This window comes from Stenotrophomonas sp. SKA14 (genome assembly GCF_000158575.1).
Lineage (GTDB): Bacteria > Pseudomonadota > Gammaproteobacteria > Xanthomonadales > Xanthomonadaceae > Stenotrophomonas > Stenotrophomonas forensis.
This window is the reverse complement of record NZ_DS999412.1, coordinates 3,707,999-3,734,035: the sequence shown is the minus strand read 5'-3', so window position 1 is coordinate 3,734,035 and position 26,037 is coordinate 3,707,999. Positions and strand designations below refer to the sequence as shown.

Here is a 26,037-nt window from a genome sequence, read left to right as displayed (position 1 = left end):
CCGGGTGATGGGCGCCTGGCCTGCTCAGCGCTCGCCGGCGTAAGGATCGGCAATGCCGAGCTCGGCCAGGATCTCGCGCTCCAGCTGTTCCATCGCCTCGGCTTCCTTGTCGTCTTCGTGGTCCCAGCCGAGCAGGTGCAGCACGCCGTGCACGGTCAGGTGCGCATAGTGGGCGTTGAGCGCCTTGCCCTGTTCGTCGGCCTCACGCGCCACCACCGGCGCGCAGATCACCAGGTCGCCGAGCAGCGGGAACTTGACGCCCTTGGGCAGGCCTTCAGGCAATTCGGCCGGGAAGCTGAGCACGTTGGTGGCGTAGTCCTTGCCGCGGTAGTGGCGGTTCAGCGATTGCCCCTCCTTGGCGTCAACCACGCGGATGGCCAGGTCGGCCTCGCGGATGCGGCCCTTCAATGCGGCGGCCACCCACTTGCGGAAGCTGACCGCTGCCGGCAGGCCAGTGCGCGGCAGGGCGTAATTGACGGCGACATCCAGTCGCACGGGACCACGGGTCATGGAGTTGCTCCAGGCTGGATCTGATGCAGGTCGCGGCGGTCGTAGGCGCTGACGATGCGCGCGACCAGCGGGTGGCGGACCACGTCGCGGGATTCGAAGAAGGTGAAGCTGACACCTTCGACCCCCCGCAGCACATCGATGGCGTCACGCAGGCCGGAGCGCACGTGCTTGGGCAGGTCGGTCTGGGTCAGGTCGCCGGTGACCACCGCGGTGGAACCGAAGCCGAGACGGGTCAGGAACATCTTCATCTGCTCGATGGTGGTGTTCTGGGCCTCGTCCAGGATCACGAACGCATCGTTCAGCGTGCGGCCGCGCATGTAGGCCAGCGGCGCGATCTCGATGACGTTCTTCTCCAGCAGCTTGACCACCTTCTCCACGCCCATCATTTCATACAGGGCGTCGTACAGCGGTCGCAGGTAGGGATCGACCTTCTGGCTCAGGTCGCCGGGCAGGAAGCCCAGCTTCTCGCCGGCTTCCACCGCCGGGCGTACCAGGATCAGCCGCTGCACGCGCGATTCATTCAGCGCTTCGACCGCGCTGGCCACGGCCAGGAAGGTCTTGCCGGTACCGGCCGGGCCGATGCCGAAGTTGATGTCGTGGGTGGCGATCTGGTGCAGGTAGCGGCCCTGGTTCGCACCGCGTCCGCGCACCGTGCCGCGCTTGACCTTGATCGCCACGTCCTGCGCTTCGTAGGAGCGCTCGGCGATCTGCTCGACGTTGGCCTGGGCCAGGCGCAGATGGATGGCATGGTTGTCGAAGGTGGTCTCGCCGGCCTCGGCGTACAGCGCCTCGACCAGCTTCTGTGCTTCGACGATGGCCTCTTCCGGTCCGCTGATGCGGAACACGAAGCCGCGGTTGGCGATCTCCACGCCGAGCTTCAGCTCGATCTGTCGCAGATGCCCGTCAAACGGACCGCATAGGTTGGCCAGCCGCTCGTTGTCTTCCGGCGACAGGGTGAAGTCTCGATGCTCGATGCTTTTCATTGATCGGGTAGGGCGGAAGCCTTGCACCACAGTGGATTCAGGCGGCAAGGGTAGCGCGCGGCAGGGTCGCACGGCCAGCGCCGGGCGTTTTCCACATGGCGTGTGGACCGGGCTGGAAGAAAGCTGTGGATAGATACCTTCCTTCCTTGTGCCACAGGCGCCATGAGCCGATGGTGAAAAAAACGTCATGACCGGCGGCGGTGAGGGCGTGCCGGAAACTTGACGGCGGCCGGGTCGCGGATGACTATCAGCCCGGAGCCCCAAGGGAACAGGGTCTTCCGCGAGGATCGGTGCAGCGCGCTGCCCGGCCCGTAGCAACGCGGAAGTGGCAGGTAGGCCATCGCCAGGGCAGGAGCGCCTGGCACAGGAAATGACATGGATGCTTCACTCGCGCATACCGCGCTTGCTTCGCTGGTCGGGCTGGAGCCCGACCGCCAACTGCACCGCCTGCGGGCCGATGGCCTGCCCCAATTGTTCGTCGAACAATGGTGGGGCCATGAATGCCTGGGCGGTGGATTCGATTACTGGGTGGATGTGCTGCACCCGGACGCGGGCCTCGCGTTCGGTGAATGGCCGGGTCGCGAGGCGGCGCTGGTCACCCGCTTGGACGATGGCCAGGACCATCTGCGCTGCGGGTATGTTGCCGCTGCCCATCGGCTGGACAGCGAGGGCGGCCTGGCGCGCTATCGCCTGCACTGTGTCCCATGGACCTGGCTGCTGGGGCATGCGCGGCACAGTCGCGTGTACCAGGAACGCACCGTGCGCGACATCGTCGAGGACGTGCTGGGCGGGCATGGTGAGTTGGCCTGCTGGCGTTGGAGCGAGGACGCGGTAGCCGCTCTGGCCGAGGCGCCTGCGCGCAGCTACTGCGTGCAGTATCGCGAGCCGGACCTGGCCTTCGTGCAGCGCCTGCTGGCCGAAGAGGGAATTGCCGGCGCATTCGAGAGCGACAGCGGCGGGCGGCTGACCCTCGTGCTGTTTTCCGACAGTCGAGCGCAGCCGGAGAACCCTCAGTCCGCCCGCGATGGCGGCATCCGTTTCCATCGCAATGACGGTACCGAAGCGGCGGACACGCTGCAGCAGCTGGGCGCACGTCGCCTGCTGGGCAGCAACCGGTTGTCGCTGGTCACCAGCGATTACCGGGGGCCGGTGCTCCGCCATGTCCAGTTGCCGTTGCAGGCGGGCGGCCAGAGTCCGCGCGAGATCTACGACCCGGTGGGCGCGCATGCCTTCGCCCAGGCGGCCGATGGGCAGCGCCGGGCGCGCCGGGTAGCCGAAGCGCACGAGGCGGGCCTGGCCGGCTGGCTGGGCACCGGCAGCGTTCGAAGCCTGCAGGCGGGCCGCTTCATCCGCGTGCTGGCGGCCGGAACCGCCGCCGCCCCGACCCTCCTTCCAACCGAGGTACTGCACCACGGTTGCAACCCGCCGCCGATCACGCAGGGGCGCGGGCAGCGGCGGGCCGAGCCACCTGCGCCCTGGCTCGCGGCCAGCGCAGGGCTGCCGGGAGCCCCGCTCGAGGCGTCCTCGGCGTTGGGCTACGCCAACCGGTTCCGGGCCGTCGACCAGCGGCAGCCATGGCGCCCGATACTGCAGGACGGGACCGGGGAACGCATCAACCCGCGGCCGCTTGCACCGGGCTACCAGACCGCCCGGGTCATCGCCGGCGATGGCCGGAGTGACGCCGATCTGCATGCCGACAGCCGGGGCCGGGTCCGTGTGCGCCTGCATCTGCAGGGGGCCACCGACGCCGAGGCAACGTGCTGGATGCGGGTGGCGCAGCGCTACGCCGGGCCAGGCGTGGGTTCGCAGTTCCTGCCGCGCGTAGGCCAGGAGGTGCTGGTCGGCTTCCTTGAGGGCGACATCGACCGGCCACTGGTGCTGGGCGCGCTGTACAACGGCCGTGGTGATGCCGGCGCTGCTCCCACGCCTGCCGGTGCGGCTGCAGCCGGTAGCGACGCAGGCCTGTTCGCCCAGGCCGCCGACAGGCGTCCGAGTGCGCAGGGCAATGCGGCCGGCGGCCACGCCCCTGCCTGGCATGCGATGGCGCCCGGTGAAGGCCAGCACCGGCATGCCGGTGCCTTGTGGGGCATCCAGTCACGGGAGTGGTCCGGTACCGGCTACAACCGCCTGGTATTCGACGACTCCGATGCGCAGCTGCGCCTGCAGCTGGCCAGCAGCCATGCCATCAGCGAACTGAATCTTGGCCACCTGCGGCACCAGGCCGACAACCATCGCGGGTCCCTGCGCGGCGAGGGCGCGGAACTGCGTACCGATGCCTGGGGTGCACTGCGCGCCGAGCGTGGCGCATGGCTGATCGCACACCCCCGCGCGCCCGCTTCGCCGGCCGGTGAGGCCGTTGCCGCCAGTGCGCTGCTGCAGCAGGCGTCAACCCTGGCCGGGTCCTGGCACGCGATGGCGACCACCCACCGGGCGGTCGGCATGGCCAGCCACGCTCCGCCGGACGACAGCGCGGGCCTGGCGGGCCTGCAGCGGGTCGCGCGCGCCAGCGTGCCCGGGCAGGACTACGCACAGGCCCGCGCAGGTGGTGAGGGTCGGCCCACCGGCGGCGCCGTGCCGCATACCGAAGAGCCCATGCTCGGGCTGCACGGCCATGCCGGCCTGGCCATTGTGGCCGGGCAGGCGCTGCAGTGGAGCAGTGCCCGGCATGTGGTGCTGGCCAGTGGCCAGCACAGCGATGCCAGCGTGGCCGGTAGCGCGCGCCTGCACGCGATGCAGGCCGTGGGCGTGCTCGCAGCCAGTGGCCGGACCTTTGCCGGCGAGGCTGCATTGAGCGTCGTGGCGGGGCAGGCGGCGCTGGACGTCCGCGCCCAGTCCGCGCAGATCAACGTGCAATCGCGTGCCTCTCTGCGTGCCGCCAGCGCCCAGGCGGCCGTGGAACTGGCCGCGCCGCGCACCCTGCATATCGCCACCGCCGGTGGCGCCAGCCTCACCCTGGAGGGCGGCAACCTGGTGGTGAACTGTCCCGGCACCATCACCGTGCACGCCGGGCAGAAATCCTTCGTCGGGCCTGCGCAGCTCAGCTACGCGCTCCCGGACATGCCGACCAGCACCCTCAGCGAGCAGATTCCGAAGCTGGCCTTCCGCCTGCAGGACATTCCGGGGCCGCAGGGGCATCCGCTGGCAGGCCAGCCCTGGAAGATCGTGCGTACCCGCCGGGCGCTGGACGAGGACATGCGAGATGGCGCGCTGGTGCCGGCCAACTGGGCCGAGACCGTTGCCGAAGGGCAGGCCGACGAGCAGGGCGACGTCAGCCTGGACGACGCCCTGTGCGCGAAGATCTGGAACGATGCCGGCCGGTTCCCGGGGCGGCTGTTCCTGGTGCATGGCATCGACGTGATTCCCCTGCAGCGTCCGCGCCCCTACAGCAGCTCGCCAGGCGTGCGCGCCACCATGGACACGCTTGAAGCGATCAACTACGGCAAAACCCTGGCCGACCTTCCCGATGATGCGGCGCTGTATGCCTACCGGCAGCGTGCCGAGTACGAGTTCCAGTCGCATATCGACGCCGACCCGGCCCAGCGCAAGGAGATCCAGTGATGGCAGACGGCACCAAGCTGGGCAGCGTCCCGCATACCGCATTGACCTGCCTGGACGGGCAGAAGGGCACCAGCAGCGGTGACTACTACGCGCCACCGGACCGCCAGTTCGCGCCGGTGCGGCGCGGCAACAAGGTCGACGCCTACACCGATGGCCGCTCGGCGATGAAGGCGATGGCCGATGCCATCCGCGGCGCGCAGAAGTTCATATTCATCGCCGACTGGCAGATGAACTTCGACACCGAGCTGGACAGCCGCGGCGGTGCCCACGCCAGCCGACTGAGTGAACTGCTGTTCGATGCCATCAACCAGCGCGGCGTGGATGTGCGGGTGCTGCTCTACGACAGTGTCGAGGCGGCGGCCTACACCCACGAAAACGAGGCGCGTACGGCCCTGTACAAGATGCAGGATGCCAATACGCCGGGGCAGGTGCAGGTCGGCCTGCACAACCCGGCCACCGGCCGCACCGATGCCTTCAACATCGCCTTCTCGCACCACCAGAAGATCCTGGTGGTGGACGGGAAGATCGGCTTCGTCGGCGGCCTGGACATCGCCCACGGGCGCTGGGACGACGGCAACTTCGACGTGGTCTGCGACCCGACGCTGCATGTGCTCAATGACCACTACAACAATTGCCTGAGCAAGTTTCGGGGCATGACGAGGGCTGAGCAGGACCTGACCCTGGACAAGCCCGATACCAGCCCGGACGCGGTCGGCCGTGTCCGCCCCGGCTTTGCCCAGGCATACGTGCCGGGCCTGGCCATCGCGCTGGACCGGATGAAGGCGCAGTGGGATGCCGGCGCCGCACTGGCCGAACTGCAGGACTATGCGGACAAGCTGGGCGTGCCCGACGCGCTGGAGCGCGAAGGCATCCGCAAGCTTGCCGAGATGGTCATTCCGGGCATGGAAGAAGCCGTGAAGGTACAGCGTTCGGTCGCCAAGACCTTCCTGGCCATTCAAGGGTGGTTGACCGAGATCGAAAAGGAATACGCCGACGTCATCGCCGCTTCCAACCGGGCCGCCGACGAGGCGGTCAAGCTGAACGTCGGCGAGGCCGCCGCCGCCGCAGGGCGCGCGGTGGAAGGCTTCACGAAGATCCAGGCGAAGAAGTTCGGCGAGTGGGTCGATGAGCGCAAGGCTGCGATCAAGGACGCCATTCTGGGCCCGATCAAGACGGCCACCACGGTCGTGGGATACGTGCGTGATCCTGACTCGCTGGTCACGGACGCCAAGGCCAAATATGCCGAGATCGAGAACAAGTTCAACAAGGCCAAACAGGCGTGGGAATCGCTGGTGAAGTGGATCAACGAGCCGGTGGATCGCATCCAGCGCCTGCTCGACAGCGGCCGCCAGCCGCGCATGCCGTGGCAGGACGTGCACGCGCGCCTGCAGGGACCGGCAGTGTTCGACATCTGCCGCAACTTCATGCACCGCTGGAACGCCATGGTCTGGCAGAACCAGCGCGGCGACCGTGAAATCGGCACGGCGGTGCGCAAGGTCCTGAACCGGGGCATCCGCGGTGCCAACGACTGGACAGGCGCCGGCCTGCCGGAGCAGACCACGCTGGCACGTGGCATGGAACTGACGCCGTTGAGCGATCAATGGCTGCAGGCGATGGGCGGCATGCAGGCGTTGTTCGGTGACCTGGCCCGGCCGGGCACGGCCGGCGACGTCACCGTACAGATCGTGCGTTCCTCGGGTACGGCATTGCATGCGCTGGAGAAGAAGGGCTGCAAGGAACTCGGCCTGAATCTGGACGATGCCAGTTGCCTGCAGCCGTACTGGGAGCGTAACCAGCCGATGCATTCGATCCTCGATGCGATGGTCAACTGCATCGCCTCGGCGCGCGCATTTGTCTACCTCGAGACCCAATTCCTGATTTCCGAATGCGGATGGTCCGACGCTGAAGCCGGCAGGACGGTGGAGACGGCAATCAAGGGCGGCGAGCGGCGGCCCATGACCCAAGCCGAAAAAGAGAAGGCCGGCTACGTCGACAAGGGCGTGGCCATGAGTGGGCCCATCGGGAAAACCGGCGTTGTGCAGGACCTGGTGAAGCGCAAGCAGGGCGTGAAGTCAGCGGCCAGCAACCCGCTGGTGGCGGCCATCGCTGCGCGCATCCGCCGCGCCATCGTGGCCGGACAGGGCTTCCATGTGTACATCACCTTGCCCGTGCATCCGGAAGGCAGCCTGTTCGACGGTGCCGTGCTGAAGCAGCAGTACTGGGTGCAGCAGACCCTGTTGCGTGGCGACGACAGCCTGATCCGCCGCATCTGCCGTTCACTGATCGCGCGCGACAAGGACATCCGCGAGGCGAGCGTGGAAGAGGCCGACCTGCAGGCAGAGGTGAAGGCCGGGCGCTGGAAGGAATACCTGTCGGTAATGAACCTGAGAAGTTATGGGGTCCTGGCCGACATCAACCACAAGAACCACTTCGCACCGCATACGATCGGCGCCGACCAGGCCACCCCCTTGTACGTGGTGACCGAGCAGTGTTACGTACACTCCAAGCTGCTGATCGTGGACGACGCCGTGGCCATCATTGGAAGTGCGAACTGCAACGACCGCAGCCTGCTGGGCACAGGTGACACCGAGATCGCCGCAGTGATCGTGGATGGTGCGGCCAAGTCGATGGACCTGGGCAATGGCGTGCAGGTGATAACCCGGAAGTTTGCGCGGGATCTGCGGATGAAGCTTTGGAGGAAGTTTCTGGGGGAGGAGATCGAAGATGTTCCTGGGAAGCTGCAAGGGTACACCGCCGTTGAGGGCAACCCAAATCATCCTCCTTTCCGGAAAAGGTCCTCTCTTGTAGACGTTGGAAAGCCTGCGTCTGGGGCAACTTGGAAGAAGGTGCAAGGGATCGCTGAGTTAAATGCTTCGCTGTATCAGCGTGTGTTTCCCAATGTGCCGCGAGACGCAATGAGTCGCTACGATGCAGTGTTCAGTGGCTTTCCGTCGGCAGGATTGGTTGACGATGGGAGCAAGGTGGGTCGGATGCTCTATGCGCAGCCCTCGGATCTTTCGCCAGAGTTCATGCGTGAAGTGAGTGAAGTCGTCAACGTGCGTACGTTGAAGGTAGGGCGCCACAATGTGGAGAAAGTGATGTCATATTTGGGCCCCAGCAACCTGGAGGGTGGTTTGAAGGGATTCTGGGTGGCAATGCCTTTGATGTGGGGGCATGGAATGGACGATCCGGCGGCTCTGATGCCAACGGAGATCATCGCGAACGTACTGGTTCCAGCGGGTCCAGCATCGGGTACGCTGATGGCAAGTCGCCAAGGCGGCAACGACGAAGGGCATCAGGCATGAAAGTTGGGTGCATCTCTGCAACATTACTCGTAGTCGGAGCGCTCGCCGCCAACACAACTGTTCGCGCTGCTTGTAACGATGCTGAAGCTCCTTTGGTGGCACCTACAGCCGGAATGGAAATGCGGCTGTCGCCATCAAACGCGGAAAAGGTAACTTACCGTCTTCCAAGGATTACTGAAGACAGGAGGGTGAGTCTTCCGGAAATTGTGCCGGATGCTTCTCTGGTTCGTAACAGAGGGTTCGATCAGGATGGTGGGCAGATCATCTATCTTGAGTCGGATGGTATAGGCGGGAAGCGTGTCTGCCGGGTTGAGAACTGGGCAAGAAGATCGGTAGCAGATGCAGGTGCGTTATCTCCAGTGGGGAAGGAGTTGCCACCAGAGAACCCAGTTGTGAAGAAAGTTTTTCCCTACTTCTACCTCGATGAAGTTCGTGCATATTCCTACGATTCAGCGGGTAGGCTGGGGGAAGTCCGGTTGTCCCGGCCGATGTTTCAAGGCAGGCGCGAGGAAAGTGTCCGGGACTTCTATCGGATGAATGTTGCGGAGGCCTGTGTTCGTTATGACAACGCTGGCCGCGTAATCATGGCTTCTGGGTCGCCGGGGGCAGAGGTGTCATTGAAGCCTGGTTTCCAATGCTCGGATCTCAGCATGGAAACGGTGCCGTCTCAGGTCAACGGGTACACCTACTATCCAGATGGTCGCGTTGAAGTCATGGATATGCGTAAGCCAAATCCAACATCTGCACAGAAGGGCGCGCCGCTTGTTCTGCCAGCGGGCAGTGACGATCGCAATGGCGCTTGGTCTGGGCAGGGGGTGGTCTACTTGAAGGACGGCAGCGCTGATCAGATTCCACGTGAAGTTCACTTCGATTCCAACGAAAAGCACGGATTGGTTCGTTTGAAGAGCTATTCTGCGACCATTGCGCCCTTCGACATGACGCCGATTTTTTCGCAGAGAGCCTCCACACAAGGCGAGGTGCTTCGCTACACGTTTCCCGCCGAGGCCGTACCTTTGAGTGCTGCAGGTGCGCAGTTCAGTGGCATTGGTGGCTACACACGTGTGCGCAGTTATCAGCATCGCACCGGGAGCGAGATCTATGAGATCTTTGCTCCCCGCGCAAAGTACCCCCGTGAACGTCAGTGGCGCACGCTGGATCTGAATCGTCAGGAAAACTACGACGCAAATGGCAAGCTCACGCGGGTGATCCTGTCCGGCCCTGTCTCTGGTGACGCCTACACCGAGAACCTGCGCGCCTACGCAGACAAGGGCGTATTGAAGCTCACGCCCCTCACCAGCGGTTACAGCTCTTACCGCGTGTACGACTATGACGCTGCCGGTAGAGAGACCCTGTCGTTCGTGTGCTGGCGCTACGAAGTCTCGACCAACAAGCCCTACGCCCATTTCCCCTGGTGGGAGCCCGATCCTCGGCCCAAGCGCAGCCGTGAAGCCGAGCTGCAGTACGCCAGGACGCAGGTCGGTACACGCTGCGGCACGCCGGACGGCAAGATGAGCGTGGAGGGAATGGGCCCGGTGAAGAAGCTGATGGAAACCAAGTATGGCTTTGGTACCACGAAGCTTGGGTTCCCAGGCGAAGAGAAGGATTGACCGCTCCTGTCGCCATGCGGTCCATCCTGCCGCCGGCGCACGTTCCATTGCCAGGCGAGCAATCCGCCCATCCCCCTGCCGCTTTTCCACACCGGCTGTGGAATGATGCCGAATCAACCTGTGGATAGGTGGGCCAGACCCTGGCGGCACAAGGCCTGCCATGGTGAGGTGAAAAAACCGCCAGGGCGGATCGGCATCATCGCGGGTGCACGGGGCTGATGGCACCGTAGCGCCGTCGCTGGAGGGGATGGTCATGGGCAACGGCATGCGTGGGTTCGGACTGGTGGGCCTCGCCCTGTTGGCAGGCTGTGGCCAGGCGCCACCGACTGCACTGGGAACGCTGGAATGGGACCGGATCACCGTGCCGGCGCCGGCGGCCGAAGTGATCGCAGCGGTGGAGGTGCGCGAAGGCCAGCCGGTCAAGGCCGGCACCGTGCTGATGCAGCTGGATCCGGCCCGTGGCGATGCCCAGTTCGCCGCCGCACAGGCCGACACCGCGCGCGCGCAGGCGCAGCTGGAAGAACTGAAGATCGGCCCACGGCAGGAGCAGATCGCGCAGGCCCAGGCACAGCTGGCCGCGCTACGGGCGGAGTCGGTGGAAGCCAGTGCCTACTACCGGCGCGTGCAGCCGCTGGCGCGCCAACGCCTGATCGCCGCCGCCGAGCTGGACCGCGCACGGGCCGCCGCCGGCAACGCTGAAGCCAGCGTGCGTGCCGCCGAGCAGGCCTGGCTGGAGCTGGTGCACGGCAGCCGCGCGCAGGATATCGCCCAGGGCCAGGCGGCCGCCGATGCCGCACAGGCCCAGCAGGTGGTGCAGGGCGTCAACCTGCAGAAGCTGCAGCTGCGCGCCCCCCGCGATGGCGTGGTCGACGCCTTGCCCTATCGGCAGGGCGACCAGGCGCCGATCGGCGCACCACTGGCGGTGATGCTGGTCGGCGAGCGCCCCTATGCGCGCGTCTACCTGCCGCAGCCACTGCGGTTGCAGGTCAAGGTCGGGCAGTCCGCGCAGGTGCATCTGGAAGGGCAGGCCGCTGCGTTGAAGGCGCATGTGCGCTCGATCCGCAGCGAGCCTTCATTTACGCCGTACTACGCGTTGACCGGCGACGACGTGGCGCGGCTGAGCTACCTGGCCGAGATCGAAGTGGACGAGGCGACCGACATGCAGAAGCTGCCGGCCGGGCTGCCGGTGCGGGTGAGCTTCTGAACACCGGCGACGACATCGCGGTGCATGCACAGGGCCTGACGCGCCGCTTCGGCGACCTGCTGGCCGTGGACAATGTCGACCTGACCGTGCCTCGCGGCCAGGTCTACGGCTTCCTCGGCCCGAACGGCTCGGGCAAGTCGACCACGATCCGCATGCTGTGCGGCCTGCTGGAGCCGAGTGCCGGGCAGATCGAGGTGCTCGGCCTGTCGGTGCCGGAACAGGCCGAGGCGCTGCGCCGCCGCATCGGCTACATGACCCAGCGCTTTTCGCTGTACGAAGACCTGTCGGTGCGCGAGAACCTGGAGTTCCTTGCCGCCATCCAGGATCTGCCGCGCGCGCAGGCCCGGCAGCGGATCGATACGCTGCTGCAGCAGTACCGGCTTCAGGATCGCCAGCCGCAACTGGCGGGTACGCTCAGCGGCGGCCAGAAGCAGCGCCTGGCCCTGGCCGGCGCCGTCGTGCACGCGCCCGAGCTGCTGTTCCTGGACGAGCCGACCAGTGCGGTCGACCCCGAATCGCGCCGCGATTTCTGGGAGGCGCTGTTCGAACTGGCCGACGCCGGCACCACCGTGCTGGTTTCGACCCACTACATGGATGAAGCCGAGCGCTGCCACCGTCTGGCGATCCTTGATCGCGGCGCGCTGGTGGCCGATGGCACGCCGGCCGAACTCTGTGCGCGGTTGCAGGGGCGCACGCTGCAGGTCACTTCCTCGCAGCCGCGCCAGGCCAGCCGCGCGCTGGCCGAACTGCCCGGCGTGCTGAGCGTGGCGCAGATCGGCACGCAGCTGCGCGTACTGTGCAGTGAAGACGCGGCCGACATGGCGACGTTGCAGCGCGCCTTGGCCGGTGCCGATCCACAGGCGCATATCGAGGCGGTGGCGCCGAACCTGGAAGACGTGTTCGTCGCCGCTACCCGAGGTCGTGGCCGGGAGCCGGCCGCATGAACCTGCGCCGGCTGTGGGCGATCATGCTCAAGGAGCTGCGCCAGCTGCGGCGTGACCGCATCACGCTGGCGATGATCGTCGGCATTCCGGTGATGCAGCTGCTGCTGTTCGGCTATGCGATCAACCTCAACCTGCGCCATCTTGATGCCGGTGTCGCCGACCAGGCGAACAGCGCGGCCTCGCGCGCGCTGGTGCAGGACATGGTCGCCACCGGTGTGATCACCCCGCGCAGCGAAGCCTACAGCCCGGATCAGCTGATGCAGGCGCTGCGCCGCGGCGAGATCAGCGTCGGCATCGTGGTGCCGGCCGATTTCGAGCGCCGTCGTTTCGATGGGCGCGAAGCGGTGCAGGTGCTGGTCGATGGCAGCGACACCGTGGTGCAGAGTGCGGCGATCCAGCTGGCGCAGGTGCCGTTGGATACGCGCCCGACCAGCAACACGCGGCCGCTGCGCGAAGGCAGCATTGCCAGCGGCCAGGTCAGCGTGACCAGCTTCTACAACCCGCAGCGAAGATCAGCGGTGAACATCGTGCCGGGGCTGATCGGGGTGATCCTGACCATGACCCTGGTGATGTTCACGGCGGTGGCGGTGGTGCGCGAACGCGAGCGCGGCAACATGGAGCTGCTGATCGCCACGCCGGTATCGCGCAGCGAACTGATGGTGGGCAAGGTGCTGCCCTATGCGGCCATCGGCCTGCTGCAGACCACGCTGGTGCTGGTGCTGGGCACCTGGCTGTTCCAGGTGCCGATCCGCGGCAGCCTGCTGGACATCTACCTGGCCGCGGTGCTGCTGGTGCTGGCCAACCTGGCGCTGGGCCTGTTGATCTCCACGCGCGCGCGCTCGCAGTTCCAGGCGATGCAGATGACGCTGTTCCTGTTCCTGCCGTCGATCCTGTTGTCCGGCTTCATGTTCCCGTTCGCCGGCATGCCACGGCCGGTGCAGTGGCTGGCCGAAGTGCTGCCGCTGACCCACTTCCTGCGCCTGGTGCGCGGCATCATGCTGCGCGGCGCCTCGCTGTGGGAGCTGTGGCACGACGCGCTGGCGCTGCTGGCCTTCATCGTGGTGATGATGACGCTGGCGATCCTGCGCTTCCGCAAGCGCCTGGATTGAAGCATGCCATCCGGTAGTGCCGGCCGCTGGCCGGCATCAATGCCGGTGGGTGCCGACCGTTGGTCGGCACGCCTTATTCCGCCACCACCCGTGCGCGCAGCGAATTGGTCAGCGCCTCGGTGATCACCACGTCCACGAACTGGCCGATCAGGCGCGCCGGCGCCGGGAAATTCACCGAACGCATGTTCTCGGTCTTGCCGGTCAACTCGTTCGGGTTCTTGCGCGACGGGCCTTCCACCAGCACGGTCTGCACGGTGCCGACCATCTTCTCGGAGATGCCGGCGGCGTGCGCATTGATCCGTTCCTGCAGGCGCGACAAGCGCGCGTGCTTCTCCGCATCGCTGATCGTGTCTTCCAGGTCGGCGGCCGGCGTGCCCGGGCGGCGCGAGTAGATGAAGGAGAAGCTGTGGTCGAAGCCGATGTCCTCGATCAGCTTCATGGTCTTCTCGAAATCGGCATCGGTCTCGCCGGGGAAGCCGACGATGAAGTCCGAACTGATCGAGATGTCCGGGCGCACCGCGCGCAGCTTGCGGATCTTCGACTTGAATTCCAGCGCGGTGTAGCCGCGCTTCATCGCCGACAGCACGCGGTCGCTGCCGGCCTGTACCGGAAGATGCAGGAAGTTGGCCAGCTGTGGCACGTCGCGGAACGCATCGATCAGCGAATCGCTGAACTCCAGCGGGTGCGAGGTGGTGAAGCGGATGCGGCCGACACCGTCGATCTCGGCGATGGTGCGGATCAGCAGGCCGAGGTCGGCGAACTCGCCATCGCCATACGGCCCGCGATAGGCGTTGACGTTCTGGCCGAGCAGGTTGATCTCGCGCACGCCCTGCGCGGCCAGCTGGGCCACTTCCACCACCACGTCCTCGAACGGACGACTGACTTCAGTGCCGCGGGTGTAGGGCACCACGCAGAACGAGCAGTACTTGGAGCAACCTTCCATGATCGACACGAAGGCTGAGGCGCCCTCGGCGCGCGGCTCGGGCAGGCGGTCGAACTTCTCGATCTCGGGGAAGCTGATGTCCACCTGCGGGCGCTTCTGCTCGCGGCGGGCACGGATCAGTTCTGGCAGGCGGTGCAGGGTCTGCGGGCCGAACACCAGGTCCACGAACGGCGCGCGCTTGATGATCGCTTCGCCCTCCTGCGAGGCGACGCAGCCGCCCACGCCGATGATCACTTCACGGCCCTTGTTCTTCAGGCCCTTCCACACGCCCAACTGGCTGAACACCTTCTCCTGCGCCTTCTCGCGGATGGAACAGGTATTGACCAGGATGACGTCGGCGTCGTCCGGACTGTCGGTCAGTTCCAGGCCATCGCTGGCGGCAAGCACGTCGGCCATCTTGGCCGAGTCGTACTCGTTCATCTGGCAACCGTGGGTCTTGATGTACAGCTTGCCTTTCACCTGGTCGGGCTTGCGCGGACCGGCGGGCAGGGCAACGAGCGGGGTACCGCCGGGGGCGGGTGGAAAGACGTCTGGCGTCCCGGTCATGGCGCTTAATCCATTCGGGTGGCGGGAAAGCGGGCAATTCTACCCGCATCCCGGCCCTCCCGCCGTCCGCCGGTGGGTGGTCGGCCCCGGCGGGGGCGCGACGCGGTTACGCCGCCGCCAGCTCCGCGTCGATCTGCCGCGAACGGTCGAACGCCGTCATCGCGCTGATCCGTTCGATGTAGGCGGCCGTGGCCGGCGCCGGCTGCACCAGGCCGAAGGCGCTGGTCCAGGCCAGCGCATTGCCCCACAGCACGTCGGCGGCGCTCATCGTCTCGCCCAGCAGGTACGGTCCCTGCGCCAGCTGGGCCTCGATCACCTGCAGCACGGTCTCGGCGTCGTTGTAAGGCGACATCAGGCGTGGCGGCGGCTCGCGGTGCATCGCCTTGTCGATCATCGCCGGCTCGAAGCAGGCACCGTAGAAGGCCATCCAGCGCAGATAGGGCCCGCGCAGGGCATCGCCGATCGGCGGGGCCAGACCGGCTTCCGGGTACAGGTCGGCCAGGTACAGGTAGATCGCCACCTGTTCGGTCACCAGCGCACCGTTGTGGACGATGGCCGGCACCTTGCCCATCGGGTTGATGGCCAGGTAGGCCGGGGCCAGGTTGGCGCCGGCCTTCAGGTCCAGCACCTGCATGCGGTAGTCGGCACCCAGCGCTTCGAGCAGGGCCACGGCGCCGCTCGAGCGTGAACGGGCGGCGTGGTACAGGGTGATCTGGCGTGAGGTCATGGCATTGCTCCTTGCGGTGGGTGGTGAACTGGAGGCCATCCTGGGGCACTATTGCGGACGACTTCTGTCCTCGATCCTTCATGCGCCATACCGCCCATCGACTGCTGCGCCTGATCGCCCTGCTGCAGGCCCGCCGCCAGTGGTCGGGGGCCGAGCTGGCCGAACGCATGGGCGTGGACCGGCGCAGCATCCGCCGCGACATCGAGCGCCTGCGCGAACTGGGCTACCCGGTACAGGCCTCGGCCGGGGTCGGCGGTGGCTACCAGCTGGGGGCCGGTGCGCCGGTACTGCCGATGCTGCTGGACGAAGAGGAAGCAACCACCCTGGCCATTGCTCTGCGCGCGGCCTCGGCCACCGTCGCCGGCATCGACGACACCGCCCGTGGCCTGTTGTCCAAGCTGGATCCGCTGGTGCCGACCCGTCGTCGCCAGCAGGCCGGCGAGGTGCACGCCGCCACCGCCACCCTGTCGGACCTGCCCGCCACCGATGCGCGCCTGCTCGGACGGCTGGCCCAGCACTGCCGGCAGGCGTCGCGATTGGCCTTCGAGTACCGCAGTGCGCAGGACGCGGTCACCCAGCGTGAGGTCGAAGCCCAGCATCTGGTCAACTATGGCCGCCGCTGGTACCTGCTGGCCTGGGATCTGGGCCGCCAGGACTGGCGCACCCTGCGCGTGGACCGGATGGGCGCGGTGCGCGAATGCACCGAGCCGGGCCTGCATCGGCGCACCCCGGTGCCGCCGGACGTGATGGTGCGGCAGGCGGTCAGCCAGGCGCCGTTCGCGCTCCAGGCCATCCTGCGCCTGGCCGGCAGCCATTCCGAGCTGGATGGCCGGATTCCGCCGTGGTGCGGGGTACTGGAGGCCGATGGCACCGACCATTGCCTGTTGCGGATGGGGGCCGAGAGCCGCGGCATGATGCTGGCGCAGATCCTCAGCCTGGACCGCGTGCCCGTGGCGCTGTGGACCACGCCCCCGGAGCTGCGCGACGAACTGGCGCAGCGCCTGGCGGGCCTGGGCCAGCTGCTGGCTGTGCCGACGGTCACAGGCTGAGCCACGTCGCTTGGCAAGCCCCGGCGAAGCTGGGACACTCGCCGCCATGAAGGGGATACTGGGGACAACGGCGATCATCATCGCTGCGCTGACCGCTGCGCCGGCCAGCGCCGGAACCCTGTACAAGTGCCAGGGCGCCGACGGCGTCACCAGTTACGTCAGCAAACGCGTGGCCGGGGCCCGCTGCAGCGCCATCAGCTACAGCCGCGATACCCGCCCGGCGCCGCGCCCTGTGGTGGCCGCACCGAAACCCGCGCCAGCCACCACCGTGGCCAGCATCGAGCGCAATCCGGTGGCCGTGGCGGCCAGCACCGCGGCGTCGGCGGCGATTGCCCCGGCGGTCGCGCCGACGCCCACCGCGGCTGCGGCACCAGCGGGCGGGCGCGCTGGGCGCATGGTCAGCGGCCAGGTCTATTCCTTCATGAAGGATGGCGTGCGCCACTACACCAGTGCGCGGCCGACCCAGGTGGCCAACCTGGGCCCGGTGCGGACCATCCGCTACAGCTTCATGGAGCGCTGCTACGCCTGCGGGGTCAATCCGCGCGTGGACTTCGGCACGGTGCGCCTGAACACTACGGCGTTCCAGAGCGAGATCACCTCGGCCGCGCGCGAGTTCGGTGTTGAGGAGGCCGTAGTGCGCGCGATCATCCACGCCGAATCCGCCTACAACCCGACCGCGCTCAGCCGTGCCGGTGCGCAGGGCCTGATGCAGCTGATGCCACCGACTGCCGCCCGCTTCGGCGTCAGTGATTCCTACGACGCCGGGCAGAACATCCGCGGCGGCGTGCAGTATCTTGCATGGTTGTTGAAGCGCTTCAACGGTGACCTGACCCTCGCGGCAGCCGGCTACAACGCGGGCGAGGGCGCGGTCGACCGCCACGGCGGCGTGCCACCCTACAGTGAAACCCAGTATTACGTGCGCCGGGTCGGCCAGCTGGCCGACCGCTACCGCAGTGCCCTGAGCCACCAGTAGGTGCCAACCGTTGGTCGGCACGCCTTTGAATGGTAGTGCCGGCCGCTGGCCGGCAACCCCGCAATCAATGTTGTTGCAGTGCGTTGTGTGGCGCGCGACGGTTCCGCTACACTCGTCCAAGATTCAATGCGGCTCTGGCCCCCACCGGATCCGCTGGCAGCCTTAAAGCTACCTAATCAATATCGGAGTGCCGGATGGCCAACGATGGGGTACACGATCCAGTCAACACCGGACGTCGGCGTTTTCTTTCTGCCACCACAGCCGTGGTGGGCGCCGTCGGCGTCGGATTCACCGCAGTTCCTTTCATCAAGTCCTGGAACCCCAGTGCCCGCGCCAAGCTTGCCGGCGCACCGGTGGTGGCCGACATCAGCGCCCTGCAGGAAGGCCAACGCCTGATCGTGGAATGGCGCGGCCAGCCGATCTGGATCGTCAAGCGGTCCAAGGCGATCCTCGATGCGCTGCACGGACTGGATGGCCGCCTCAAGGACCCCGAGTCCGGCGAGAAGGACCAGCAGCCGGACTACGTGCTGAAGCAGAATCCCGAGCTGCGCTCGATCAAGCCGGACATCTCCGTGCTGGTCGGCCTGTGCACGCACCTGGGTTGCTCGCCTGAAATGGTCGCCGAGATCCGGCCCGAGCCCTATGACCCGCAGTGGAAGGGCGGCTATTTCTGCCCCTGCCACAAGTCGCGCTTCGACATGTCCGGCCGCGTCTTCAAGGACGTGCCGGCACCGATCAACCTGAAGGTGCCCGCGCACCACTACCAGGACGACAACACCATCATCATCGGTGTCGATCCGCAGGGGGCAGCCTGATGGCCAATATCCTCGCCCGTACCGCCAGCGGCGTCGCCGACTGGGTCAATGCCCGCGCGCCGGGCCTGATGCCGGTCTACCGCAAGCATGTCAGCGAGTACTACGCGCCGAAGAACTTCAACATCTGGTACTACTTCGGTTCGCTGGCGCTGCTGGTGCTGGTCAACCAGATCGTCACCGGCATCTTCCTGACGATGCACTACAAGACCAACGCCGCCGAGGCGTTCGGTTCCATCGAATACATCATGCGTGACGTGGAGTGGGGCTGGCTGATCCGCTACATGCACTCCACCGGGGCCTCGCTGTTCTTCATCGTGGTCTACCTGCACATGTTCCGCGGCCTGTTGTACGGCAGTTACCAGAAGCCGCGCGAGCTGGTGTGGATCCTCGGCATGCTGATCTACCTGGTGCTGATGGCCGAAGCCTTCATGGGCTACGTGCTGCCGTGGGGCCAGATGTCGTTCTGGGGCGCCAAGGTGATCATCTCGCTGTTCGGCGCGATACCGGTGATCGGCAACGGCCTGACCGAATGGATCATGGGCGACTACCTGCCCAGCGACGCCACGCTCAACCGCTTCTTCGCGCTGCACGTCATCGCCCTGCCGCTGGTGCTGCTGCTGCTGGTGGTGCTGCACCTGGGCGCGCTGCACGAAGTGGGCTCGAACAACCCGGATGGCGTGGAGATCAAGAAGGGGCCGAAAGGCAACCGCTGGTCGCCGAATGCCCCGGCCGATGGCATTCCGTTCCACCCGTATTACACGCTCAAGGATGGCGTCGGCGCCGGCTTCCTGCTGATCATCGCCGCCTTCATCATCTTCTTCGCGCCCGGTTTCGGCGGCCTGTTCCTGGAACACGACAACTTCACCGAGGCCAACCGCCTGGTCACCCCGGAACACATCAAGCCGGTCTGGTATTACACGCCGTACTACGCGATGTTGCGCGTGGTGCCGAACAAGCTGGGCGGCGTGCTGGTGATGTTCTCGGCCATCGCGATCCTGTTCCTGGTGCCGTGGCTGGACAAGGCGCGGGTGAAGTCGGTGCGCTACCGCGGCTGGATCTCGAAGGTGATGCTGGGCGTGCTGGCGGTGTGCTTCGTGTGGCTGGGCGTGATCGGTTCCGGCCCCGGCACCGACGTGCACGAGACCTACATCGGGCGGGTGCTGACCTTCCTGTACTTCGCGTTCTTCATCACCATGCCGCTATGGACAAGGTTGGACAAGACCAAGCCGGTACCGGAGAGGGTGACCACGCATGACTGAGCGCTGGATGGTCCGGCTGGCCCTGGCGGCCACCCTGATGCTGGGCAGTTTCCTGGCCTCCGCCGCCGAGGGCGGCACCAAGCTGCTGCAGGCCGGCAACGACCTCGGTGACCGCGCATCGCTGCAGCGCGGCGCGCAGCTGTACATGAACTACTGTTCCGGCTGCCACGCGCTGAAGTACCTGCGCTATTCGCGGATGGCGCAGGACCTGGGCCTGACCGAGGAAGAGGTGATGAACAACCTCAACTTCACCGGCTCGGCGATCGGCGACCCGATCCCGGTGGCGATGCCCAAGGAGAATGCCGAGAAATGGTTCGGCAAGATGCCGCCGGACCTCAGCCTGATCTCGCGGGTGCGGGGCAGTGACTGGGTCTACACCTACCTCAAGTCGTTCTACCTGGACAGCAGCCGGCCACTGGGCTGGAACAACGCGCTGTTTGCCAACGCGTCCATGCCCAACCCGCTGTGGGAGATGCAGGGCCTGCAGCATGCCGTGCACGGCAAGCCCGACGCGCCGGGCATGGACCCGCCGGTGACCGGGCTCAAGATCGAAACACCGGGTTCGGTCGATGCCGGCCAGTACGACCAGGCCGTGCGGGACATCACCAACTTCCTCGAATACGCCGGCGAGCCGGCCGCGCTGAAGCGGCAGCAGCTGGGCGTGTGGGTGATCCTGTTCCTGGCCCTGTTGACCTTCCTGCTGTACCTGCTGAAGAAGGAATACTGGAAGGACGTTCACTGATTCTGCGGCCGGCCATCGCACGGGCCTATTGGCTTTTGTGATGGCCGGTTGCACACTCGGGGAGGAGTCGACCGCTGGCACGGTGCTGGCGGCGCCGATGCGGCAGGCGGTCTCCTGTCGTAGGAGAGCCTTTGATGGCGGCGAGCGTACGCATGCGCAATACACTGACGCTGTTTTCCTCGAACGACGATGTGCTGTGCCACCGTGTACGCCTGGTCCTGGCGGCCAAGGGGGTCACCTTCGACTTCGTTCCGGTCGATCCGCAGAACCCGCCTGAAGACCTGATCGACCTCAATCCGTACCACTCGGTGCCGACCCTGGTCGAGCGCGAACTGGTGCTGTATGCCGCGTCGGTGGTCAGCGAATACCTGGACGAGCGCTACCCGCATCCGCCGCTGATGCCGGTCGATCCGCTCTCGCGCGCACGCATCCGCCTGGCCATGCTGCGCATCGAGCACGACTGGGTGCCGCAGGTGCAGGCCATCCAGCTGGGCAACAAGACCCAGGCCGAGGCCGGTCGCAAGCGCCTGAAGGAACTGCTGACTGCGTCGCTGCCGCTGTTCAAGGCCAGCAAGTTCTTCCTCAATCCGGAAATGAGCCTGGCCGACTGCGCGATGGCACCGATCATCTGGCGCCTGCAGTCACTGGACGTGCCGCTGCCGAAGGACGGCAAGGCGATCGAGGACTACGGCAACCGCATCTTCCGCCACCCGGGTTTCGTCCGCAGCCTGACCGAGCAGGAAAAGAAGCTGCGCGATCTGCCGGTCTGATCCGGCCAGGCCTTACCCGTCTGCACGCCGACCGGTGTGCAGGCGATCCGCCCCGGCGGGGCGCCGGGCGCGTACACTTCACGCATGACCGAAGACTTCTTCCACATGACCAGCCACCGCCCGTACCTGCTGCGGGCGCTGGTGGAATGGATCAACGACAACCAGCTGACCCCGCACATCCTGGTCGACGCCGGCGTCCCCGGCGTGCAGGTCCCGCCTTCGGCGGTCAAGGATGGCCGGGTCGTGCTCAACATCGCCGAACGTGCCGTCGTGCGGTTGATGATCGACAACGAGATGGTGAGCTTCTCGGCGCGCTTCTCCGGCACCAGCTATCCGGTACAGGTGCCGATCAGTGCCGTGCTGGCCGTCTACGCCCGCGAGACCGGGCAGGGCATGGCGCTGCCGGACGACATCCCGGGCAACGAGACCGCGCCGACCAGCGATGAACTGCTGCATGACGAAGGTACGCCGCCGGACGATACGCCGCCGGCCAGCCCGCCGCCCAAGGGTCGCCCGAACCTGCGCGTGGTCAAGTAATCTTTCCGACGCCGCCCCGATGGGCGGCGTTTTTCATTTCAGGCATCCTCGGCATCGTCCACATCCGGCCGGATCTGACTGATCCGCGCCGCGCCGGGGCCGGTAAAGGAGATCAGCTGGTCGCCACGCAGCACCATGCGGCCCACGTGGCGATCGATGCCGTCATAGGAATACTCGAACTTGAAGGTGCGCTCGAAACCGAGCCGGCCGTCCTCGCCACGCGACAGTCGCAGGCCGGTGGCGTGCACCGCCTGGTCCAGCCATTGCACGTCGGCGGCGCGGCAGGCATTGCGGCCCAGTTCGACCGCGCGCTCGGCGGCCGAACGTGCGGCGTTCCAGAAGAAATAGATGATTCCGCCGGCAATCAGCAACAGCAGCAGGGTGGGCATGGCGTCAGCGGTCAGAGGTCGATCCCGCAAAGATGGCGGCGAACGCGCGCTGGATCAAGCGCTGCAGTCACCGCCGCGGCTGCGGTTCGCTGGACACTGGTTGCGCGGGCACGATGGCCGGTTGCGGCGCCGGAGCGGTCTGCATCGGCGTCGCAGTGGTCGGGGGCATCACCAGGGGTGATGTGGCGGTCAGCTGCAGCAGCGCTGCCCAGTCCTGGCGGTTGAAGCTGCATTCGTCTTCGCGGCCCGGTGTGCAGCTGGGGTCGATGCCGGTGCTGCTGCGTTCGCGTGCCGGAGGCAGCTGGATCAGCCCCCTACGATCCAGCGGCAGCAGGCGCATCGCCACGGTATTCATCACGTTGCCCCCCACCAGGTACAGGGTCTGGTCGCCGCCGAGGTTGGCCGCCACCACCACTTCGCAATGTGATTTCCAGTGGCCCACCGAACCGTTGCCGAGCGCCTGCACCAGCCCGCCGTAGCTCAGCGTGCTGCTGCGGTCGCGCAGGAAGCACAGCAGATCGCCCGGCGCGGGCTTTGCGGTCGCGGGATCGACCAGCCGATAGGGCACACCGGAAGGGCCGCCCTGGTAGGCGGCACGGATGTAGTCGATGTGGCGTGGCGAGGTGTTGAAGCCGGGCACGCCGGCACGCACCATCACCCAGGAAATGAAGGCCGCCGACCAGGGGTTGTCGACCAGGAAGGCGCGGCAATCGCTGTCGGTGTAACGCGTGCCCAGCGGCGCCAGGCAGCTGCTGGCGCCCGCGATGCTGCCCATTGCATTGAGCGTGCCGCTGTCGCGCCAATAGCCGGCCACGCGCTGCCAGGCGATCAGGCCGTTGTCGGCAAGATGCTCGCTCTCGGCCTCGGTGACGCTGAGGCTAGCAGCGCGACCATCGCGATCGATGAAGGGCCGGAACCACAGCCGGTGTTCGTTGCAGGCGGTGTTGCGGATGGCCACTGCCAACGGGCTCAGGCCGAAGCGGGGCGGCACGTCACAGGCCTCCGCAGCCGCTGCGGAAAAGGGGGCGGCCGCGAGCAGCAGGCAGGCAGGCAAGAGCATCCGGCGCATGCGCGGCTCCTGTGGGGGATGGCCGCAGCGTCGCAGTGCCGTCGTGAACGCAGGGTGTGAGAGCGGGAGTGCCGGCCGCCGGCCGGCACTACGCAACCGTCACCTCAACCCGGCGGCGGGCCCAGCTTCAACGACAGATCGATGGCCTGCACATGCTTGGTCAGGCCGCCGATGGAAATGCAGTCCACGCCATCCTCGGCGATCGAGCGCAGGCCACCCAGGCCGACGCTGCCGGAGACTTCCAGCGGAATACGGCCCGCGGTGATGCGCACCGCTTCGCGGCGCAGGTCCGGGCTGAAGTCATCCAGCAGGATGCGTTCGCATCCGGCCTCCAGCGCCTCGCGCAGCTGCGCCAGATCCTCCACCTCGACCACCAGTGGCAGCGCGGGCCACTGCCGGCGTGCGCCTGCCACGGCGGCGGCCAGCGAACCGGCGGCGCGGATGTGGTTTTCCTTCAGCATCACCGTGTCGTACAGACCGAAGCGGTGGTTGTCGCCGCCGCCGCAGCGCACGGCGTACTTCTGCGCCAGGCGCAGCCCGGGCAGGGTCTTGCGGGTGTCGAGGATGCGCGTGCCGGTACCGGCCACGGCGGCCACATAGCGGGCAGTGGTGGTGGCGGTGCCGGACAGCGTCTGCAGGAAATTCAGCGAGGTGCGTTCGGCGCTGACCAGGCTGCGGCTGCGGCCGTGCAGCAGGGCCAGCACGGTGCCTGCGGTGACCGCGTCGCCTTCGGAAACCTGCCACTCGATCCGCACGTCCGGGTCGAGCGCACGGTGGGTGGCATCGAACCAGGGGCGACCGGCAATCACCCCGTCCTGCTTGCACAGCAGGTAGGCGCTGTCGGCCTGGTCGGGCAGCAGGGCGGCGGTGACGTCACCACTGCCCAGGTCCTCGGCCAGCGCACGCGCGACATCGGCGGCGACAACGGCCGCATCCGGCGTCGGCAGCGTGCTCATGCGGCCGGGAAGTCGGCGATCTGGGCGGTCGGGATGGCTTCCTCGGCCAGCAGCACCGGAATGCCGTCGTCGACGCGGAACACCTGCTTGCGGTCGCGGGTGACCAGCGCTTCGCGCAGCGGCTGCGCCAGCGGGTTGCCATCGGCCTTGTTCACCGCGCCGGCGGAAATGGCCTTGTTGAGGGCCTCCAGGCCCTTGCCATCCAGCAGGGACAGGGGCTGGCGGGTGTCCGGCGACACCAGCAGGTCGAGCAGCTTGCGATCCATGATTCTTCGTCTTGCGTGGAAGACGGCTAGAATACGTCTTTAAGGCAGGTGACGGCCAATGACCCCCAACCCGATCGCGCCGCTTGTCGGCATCGTCATGGGTTCCCGTTCCGACTGGGAAACCATGCAGCACGCCGCCCAGAAGCTTGAAGCCCTGGGTGTTCCGTTCGAAGTGAAGGTGGTGTCCGCGCATCGGACGCCGGATGTGTTGTTCAGTTATGCCGAGCAGGCGGGCCCGCGTGGCCTGCGCGCGATCATCGCCGGTGCCGGCGGGGCCGCGCACCTGCCGGGCATGATCGCCGCCAAGACCGCCGTGCCGGTGCTGGGCGTGCCGGTGCAGTCCAAGGCCCTCAACGGCATGGATTCGCTGCTGTCGATCGTGCAGATGCCGGCCGGCATCCCGGTCGCCACCTTCGCCATCGGCAATGCCGGCGCCTCCAATGCCGCGCTGTTCGCTGCCGCGATGCTGGCCAGCGACCAGCCGGCGATCGGCCAGGCGCTCGACGCCTTCCGTGCGCGCCAGACCGAAGACGTGATGGCCCACGACGACCCGCGCCAATGAGCCTGACCGTCGGCATCCTGGGCGGCGGCCAGCTCGCCCGCATGATGGTCCTGGCCGGTGCGCCGCTGGGACTGCGCTTCGAACTGTACGATCCGGCGGCCGACGCCTGCAGTGGCCCGCTGGCGCCCCTGACGGTCGGTGCCTTCGATGACCGCCAGGCGCTGGCGGACTTCGCGGCGAAGGTGGATGTGGTCACCTTCGATTTCGAGAACGTGCCTGCCGACAGTGCGCAGTTCCTGGCCGACCGCGTGCCGGTCTACCCGCCGCCGGCCGCGCTGGCCGTGGCCCAGGACCGGCTGAGCGAGAAGACCCTGTTCCAGCAGCTGGGCATCCCGCTGCCGGCCTTCGCAGACATCCGCAGCCGCGACGAGCTGGCCGCGAAGGCGGCCGAATTCGGCCTGCCGTGCATTCTCAAGACCCGCCGCCTCGGCTATGACGGCAAGGGCCAGTTCCGCCTGCGCAGCGAAGCCGACATCGACGCCGCGTGGGATGCGCTGGGTGCGCAGGTCGAGCGCACGGGCCTGATCCTGGAGGGCTTCGTGGCCTTCCAGCGCGAGGTCAGCGTGGTCGCCGTGCGTGGCCGCGATGGCAGCTTCGAGGCGTGGCCGGTTACCGGCAACTGGCATGTCGACGGCGTGCTGTCGGCCAGCGTGGCGCCGGCCGTGCTGTCCGACGCCGAGCAGCAGGCCGCGATCGGCTATGCCCGTCGCGTTGCCGAGCACCTGCAGTACGTGGGTGTGTTCGCGCTGGAGCTGTTCTGCCGCGATGGCGAACTGCTGGCCAACGAGATGGCGCCGCGCGTGCACAACTCCGGCCACTGGACCATCGAAGGCAGCGAGACCTCGCAGTTCGAGAACCATCTGCGCGCCGTGCTGGGCCTGCCGCTGGGCAGCACCCGGATGCTCGGGCATGCCTGCATGCTGAACTGGCTGGGCGCGATGCCCGATCCTGCGCCGGTGCTGGCCCAGGCCAGCGGCCATTGGCACGACTACGGCAAGGAGCCACGTGAGGGCCGCAAGGTCGGTCATGCCACGCTGCGCGATGACGATGCTGCGGCACTGGCCGATGCGCTGGACCAGGTTGGCCTGGAGCTGGGCCGCTCGTCCCAGGTAGCGCCGGCTGTGCACGCACTACGCAATCGCTGAGCCCGGTAGTGCCGGCCGCTGGCCGGCAATGCAACGATGTGGCGCGCCGGTGCAGGCATCGGCGCAACG

23 protein-coding genes are annotated in these 26,037 nt (G+C 67.0%); 15 read left to right on the top strand and 8 right to left on the bottom strand.

Annotation, left to right across the window (positions count from 1 at the left end):
- Nucleotides 1-24 precede the first annotated feature (24 nt).
- Both ybeY and SSKA14_RS16895 read right to left on the bottom strand, forming a co-directional pair.
- Nucleotides 25-510, bottom strand: coding sequence for an rRNA maturation RNase YbeY (gene ybeY / locus SSKA14_RS16900; protein ID WP_040008224.1), 486 nt, complete (start codon nt 508-510; stop codon nt 25-27).
- A complete protein-coding gene (locus SSKA14_RS16895; protein ID WP_006429312.1) occupies nt 507-1,493 on the bottom strand; it encodes a PhoH family protein in 987 nt (328 codons plus the stop codon). Before SSKA14_RS16895 ends, ybeY begins: the two co-directional genes overlap by 4 nt.
- A 375-nt stretch (nt 1,494-1,868) precedes the next feature.
- On the opposite strand from SSKA14_RS16895, the gene SSKA14_RS16890 reads away from it, so the two are divergent.
- From SSKA14_RS16890 to SSKA14_RS16865, 6 genes are all read left to right on the top strand, one after another.
- On the top strand, nt 1,869-5,051 hold the full coding sequence (locus SSKA14_RS16890) for a type VI secretion system Vgr family protein (protein ID WP_083797390.1): 3,183 nt from the start codon (nt 1,869-1,871) through the stop codon (nt 5,049-5,051).
- On the top strand, nt 5,051-8,356 hold the full coding sequence (locus tag SSKA14_RS16885; protein WP_008264816.1) for a phospholipase D-like domain-containing protein: 3,306 nt from the start codon (nt 5,051-5,053) through the stop codon (nt 8,354-8,356). The genes SSKA14_RS16890 and SSKA14_RS16885 overlap by 1 nt, the downstream gene beginning before the upstream one ends.
- Before the next feature lie 188 nt (nt 8,357-8,544).
- The gene (locus SSKA14_RS16880; RefSeq protein ID WP_157635956.1) at nt 8,545-9,963 is read left to right on the top strand and encodes a hypothetical protein; all 1,419 of its coding nucleotides are present in this window, start codon (nt 8,545-8,547) and stop codon (nt 9,961-9,963) included.
- Nucleotides 9,964-10,210: 247 nt separating this feature from the next.
- Nucleotides 10,211-11,167: an HlyD family efflux transporter periplasmic adaptor subunit gene (locus SSKA14_RS16875; RefSeq protein ID WP_008268523.1), complete on the top strand. Its 957-nt coding sequence runs from the start codon at nt 10,211-10,213 to the stop codon at nt 11,165-11,167.
- A gap of 20 nt (nt 11,168-11,187) precedes the next feature.
- On the top strand, nt 11,188-12,111 hold the full coding sequence (locus SSKA14_RS16870; RefSeq protein ID WP_008265130.1) for an ABC transporter ATP-binding protein: 924 nt from the start codon (nt 11,188-11,190) through the stop codon (nt 12,109-12,111).
- Nucleotides 12,108-13,220 carry an ABC transporter permease gene (locus tag SSKA14_RS16865; RefSeq protein ID WP_008265309.1) on the top strand — a complete coding sequence of 371 codons (1,113 nt, stop codon included), beginning with the start codon at nt 12,108-12,110 and terminating at the stop codon, nt 13,218-13,220. Before SSKA14_RS16870 ends, SSKA14_RS16865 begins: the two co-directional genes overlap by 4 nt.
- A gap of 73 nt (nt 13,221-13,293) precedes the next feature.
- Here SSKA14_RS16865 and miaB read toward each other — a convergent pair whose 3' ends face one another.
- Nucleotides 13,294-14,709: a tRNA (N6-isopentenyl adenosine(37)-C2)-methylthiotransferase MiaB gene (gene miaB, locus SSKA14_RS16860; protein ID WP_040008215.1), complete on the bottom strand. Its 1,416-nt coding sequence runs from the start codon at nt 14,707-14,709 to the stop codon at nt 13,294-13,296.
- Nucleotides 14,710-14,815: 106 nt separating this feature from the next.
- A complete protein-coding gene (locus SSKA14_RS16855; protein WP_008264796.1) occupies nt 14,816-15,436 on the bottom strand; it encodes a glutathione S-transferase family protein in 621 nt (206 codons plus the stop codon).
- Nucleotides 15,437-15,516: 80 nt separating this feature from the next.
- Between SSKA14_RS16855 and SSKA14_RS16850 the strand changes: the two genes are divergently transcribed.
- From SSKA14_RS16850 to SSKA14_RS16820, 7 genes are all read left to right on the top strand, one after another.
- A complete protein-coding gene (locus SSKA14_RS16850) occupies nt 15,517-16,485 on the top strand; it encodes a YafY family protein (RefSeq protein ID WP_008267925.1) in 969 nt (322 codons plus the stop codon).
- A 46-nt stretch (nt 16,486-16,531) separates the two neighbouring features.
- On the top strand, nt 16,532-17,458 hold the full coding sequence (locus SSKA14_RS16845) for a lytic transglycosylase domain-containing protein (protein WP_008265740.1): 927 nt from the start codon (nt 16,532-16,534) through the stop codon (nt 17,456-17,458).
- 194 nt (nt 17,459-17,652) lie between these two features.
- The gene (gene petA, locus SSKA14_RS16840) at nt 17,653-18,273 is read left to right on the top strand and encodes a ubiquinol-cytochrome c reductase iron-sulfur subunit (RefSeq protein ID WP_004151998.1); all 621 of its coding nucleotides are present in this window, start codon (nt 17,653-17,655) and stop codon (nt 18,271-18,273) included.
- The gene (locus tag SSKA14_RS16835; protein WP_008266017.1) at nt 18,273-19,532 is read left to right on the top strand and encodes a cytochrome bc complex cytochrome b subunit; all 1,260 of its coding nucleotides are present in this window, start codon (nt 18,273-18,275) and stop codon (nt 19,530-19,532) included. The genes petA and SSKA14_RS16835 overlap by 1 nt, the downstream gene beginning before the upstream one ends.
- Entirely contained in the window at nt 19,525-20,274 is a 750-nt protein-coding gene (locus tag SSKA14_RS16830; RefSeq protein WP_040008211.1) for a cytochrome c1, read from the top strand. Before SSKA14_RS16835 ends, SSKA14_RS16830 begins: the two co-directional genes overlap by 8 nt.
- Nucleotides 20,275-20,408: 134 nt before the next feature.
- Entirely contained in the window at nt 20,409-21,044 is a 636-nt protein-coding gene (locus SSKA14_RS16825; protein ID WP_005415948.1) for a glutathione S-transferase N-terminal domain-containing protein, read from the top strand.
- Between the two features lie 84 nt (nt 21,045-21,128).
- Nucleotides 21,129-21,581, top strand: a complete 453-nt coding sequence (locus tag SSKA14_RS16820; protein ID WP_008264860.1) for a ClpXP protease specificity-enhancing factor — start codon at nt 21,129-21,131, stop codon at nt 21,579-21,581.
- Nucleotides 21,582-21,619: 38 nt separating this feature from the next.
- Here the strand turns inward: SSKA14_RS16820 and SSKA14_RS16815 are convergent, their stop codons facing one another.
- The 4 genes from SSKA14_RS16815 to SSKA14_RS16800 form a co-directional block, all read right to left on the bottom strand.
- Entirely contained in the window at nt 21,620-21,970 is a 351-nt protein-coding gene (locus SSKA14_RS16815; RefSeq protein ID WP_008265042.1) for a DUF3301 domain-containing protein, read from the bottom strand.
- A gap of 67 nt (nt 21,971-22,037) precedes the next feature.
- Nucleotides 22,038-23,039, bottom strand: coding sequence for a DUF2272 domain-containing protein (locus SSKA14_RS16810; RefSeq protein ID WP_008266497.1), 1,002 nt, complete (start codon nt 23,037-23,039; stop codon nt 22,038-22,040).
- A 104-nt stretch (nt 23,040-23,143) separates the two neighbouring features.
- On the bottom strand, nt 23,144-23,995 hold the full coding sequence (gene nadC / locus SSKA14_RS16805; protein ID WP_008266269.1) for a carboxylating nicotinate-nucleotide diphosphorylase: 852 nt from the start codon (nt 23,993-23,995) through the stop codon (nt 23,144-23,146).
- On the bottom strand, nt 23,992-24,261 hold the full coding sequence (locus SSKA14_RS16800) for a Trm112 family protein (RefSeq protein ID WP_005408847.1): 270 nt from the start codon (nt 24,259-24,261) through the stop codon (nt 23,992-23,994). The genes nadC and SSKA14_RS16800 overlap by 4 nt, the downstream gene beginning before the upstream one ends.
- A gap of 58 nt (nt 24,262-24,319) precedes the next feature.
- Between SSKA14_RS16800 and purE the strand changes: the two genes are divergently transcribed.
- Nucleotides 24,320-24,823 (top strand): 5-(carboxyamino)imidazole ribonucleotide mutase, encoded by a 504-nt coding sequence (purE, locus tag SSKA14_RS16795; protein WP_005412808.1) that lies wholly within the window; start codon nt 24,320-24,322, stop codon nt 24,821-24,823.
- The gene (locus SSKA14_RS16790; RefSeq protein ID WP_008267377.1) at nt 24,820-25,968 is read left to right on the top strand and encodes a 5-(carboxyamino)imidazole ribonucleotide synthase; all 1,149 of its coding nucleotides are present in this window, start codon (nt 24,820-24,822) and stop codon (nt 25,966-25,968) included. Before purE ends, SSKA14_RS16790 begins: the two co-directional genes overlap by 4 nt.
- Nucleotides 25,969-26,037: the final 69 nt, after the last annotated feature.

What these genes read in the sequence shown, in the direction of transcription:
- ybeY (WP_040008224.1), bottom strand. Translation starts at nt 510, where the DNA reads ATGACCCGTGGTCCCGTGCGACTGGATGTCGCCGTCAATTACGCCCTG.
- SSKA14_RS16895 (WP_006429312.1), bottom strand. Translation starts at nt 1,493, where the DNA reads ATGAAAAGCATCGAGCATCGAGACTTCACCCTGTCGCCGGAAGACAAC.
- SSKA14_RS16890 (WP_083797390.1), top strand. Translation starts at nt 1,869, where the DNA reads ATGGATGCTTCACTCGCGCATACCGCGCTTGCTTCGCTGGTCGGGCTG.
- SSKA14_RS16885 (WP_008264816.1), top strand. Translation starts at nt 5,051, where the DNA reads ATGGCAGACGGCACCAAGCTGGGCAGCGTCCCGCATACCGCATTGACC.
- SSKA14_RS16875 (WP_008268523.1), top strand. Translation starts at nt 10,211, where the DNA reads ATGGTCATGGGCAACGGCATGCGTGGGTTCGGACTGGTGGGCCTCGCC.
- SSKA14_RS16865 (WP_008265309.1), top strand. Translation starts at nt 12,108, where the DNA reads ATGAACCTGCGCCGGCTGTGGGCGATCATGCTCAAGGAGCTGCGCCAG.
- miaB (WP_040008215.1), bottom strand. Translation starts at nt 14,709, where the DNA reads ATGACCGGGACGCCAGACGTCTTTCCACCCGCCCCCGGCGGTACCCCG.
- SSKA14_RS16855 (WP_008264796.1), bottom strand. Translation starts at nt 15,436, where the DNA reads ATGACCTCACGCCAGATCACCCTGTACCACGCCGCCCGTTCACGCTCG.
- SSKA14_RS16850 (WP_008267925.1), top strand. Translation starts at nt 15,517, where the DNA reads ATGCGCCATACCGCCCATCGACTGCTGCGCCTGATCGCCCTGCTGCAG.
- SSKA14_RS16845 (WP_008265740.1), top strand. Translation starts at nt 16,532, where the DNA reads ATGAAGGGGATACTGGGGACAACGGCGATCATCATCGCTGCGCTGACC.
- petA (WP_004151998.1), top strand. Translation starts at nt 17,653, where the DNA reads ATGGCCAACGATGGGGTACACGATCCAGTCAACACCGGACGTCGGCGT.
- SSKA14_RS16835 (WP_008266017.1), top strand. Translation starts at nt 18,273, where the DNA reads ATGGCCAATATCCTCGCCCGTACCGCCAGCGGCGTCGCCGACTGGGTC.
- SSKA14_RS16830 (WP_040008211.1), top strand. Translation starts at nt 19,525, where the DNA reads ATGACTGAGCGCTGGATGGTCCGGCTGGCCCTGGCGGCCACCCTGATG.
- SSKA14_RS16825 (WP_005415948.1), top strand. Translation starts at nt 20,409, where the DNA reads ATGGCGGCGAGCGTACGCATGCGCAATACACTGACGCTGTTTTCCTCG.
- SSKA14_RS16820 (WP_008264860.1), top strand. Translation starts at nt 21,129, where the DNA reads ATGACCGAAGACTTCTTCCACATGACCAGCCACCGCCCGTACCTGCTG.
- SSKA14_RS16815 (WP_008265042.1), bottom strand. Translation starts at nt 21,970, where the DNA reads ATGCCCACCCTGCTGCTGTTGCTGATTGCCGGCGGAATCATCTATTTC.
- SSKA14_RS16810 (WP_008266497.1), bottom strand. Translation starts at nt 23,039, where the DNA reads ATGCGCCGGATGCTCTTGCCTGCCTGCCTGCTGCTCGCGGCCGCCCCC.
- nadC (WP_008266269.1), bottom strand. Translation starts at nt 23,995, where the DNA reads ATGAGCACGCTGCCGACGCCGGATGCGGCCGTTGTCGCCGCCGATGTC.
- SSKA14_RS16800 (WP_005408847.1), bottom strand. Translation starts at nt 24,261, where the DNA reads ATGGATCGCAAGCTGCTCGACCTGCTGGTGTCGCCGGACACCCGCCAG.
- purE (WP_005412808.1), top strand. Translation starts at nt 24,320, where the DNA reads ATGACCCCCAACCCGATCGCGCCGCTTGTCGGCATCGTCATGGGTTCC.
- SSKA14_RS16790 (WP_008267377.1), top strand. Translation starts at nt 24,820, where the DNA reads ATGAGCCTGACCGTCGGCATCCTGGGCGGCGGCCAGCTCGCCCGCATG.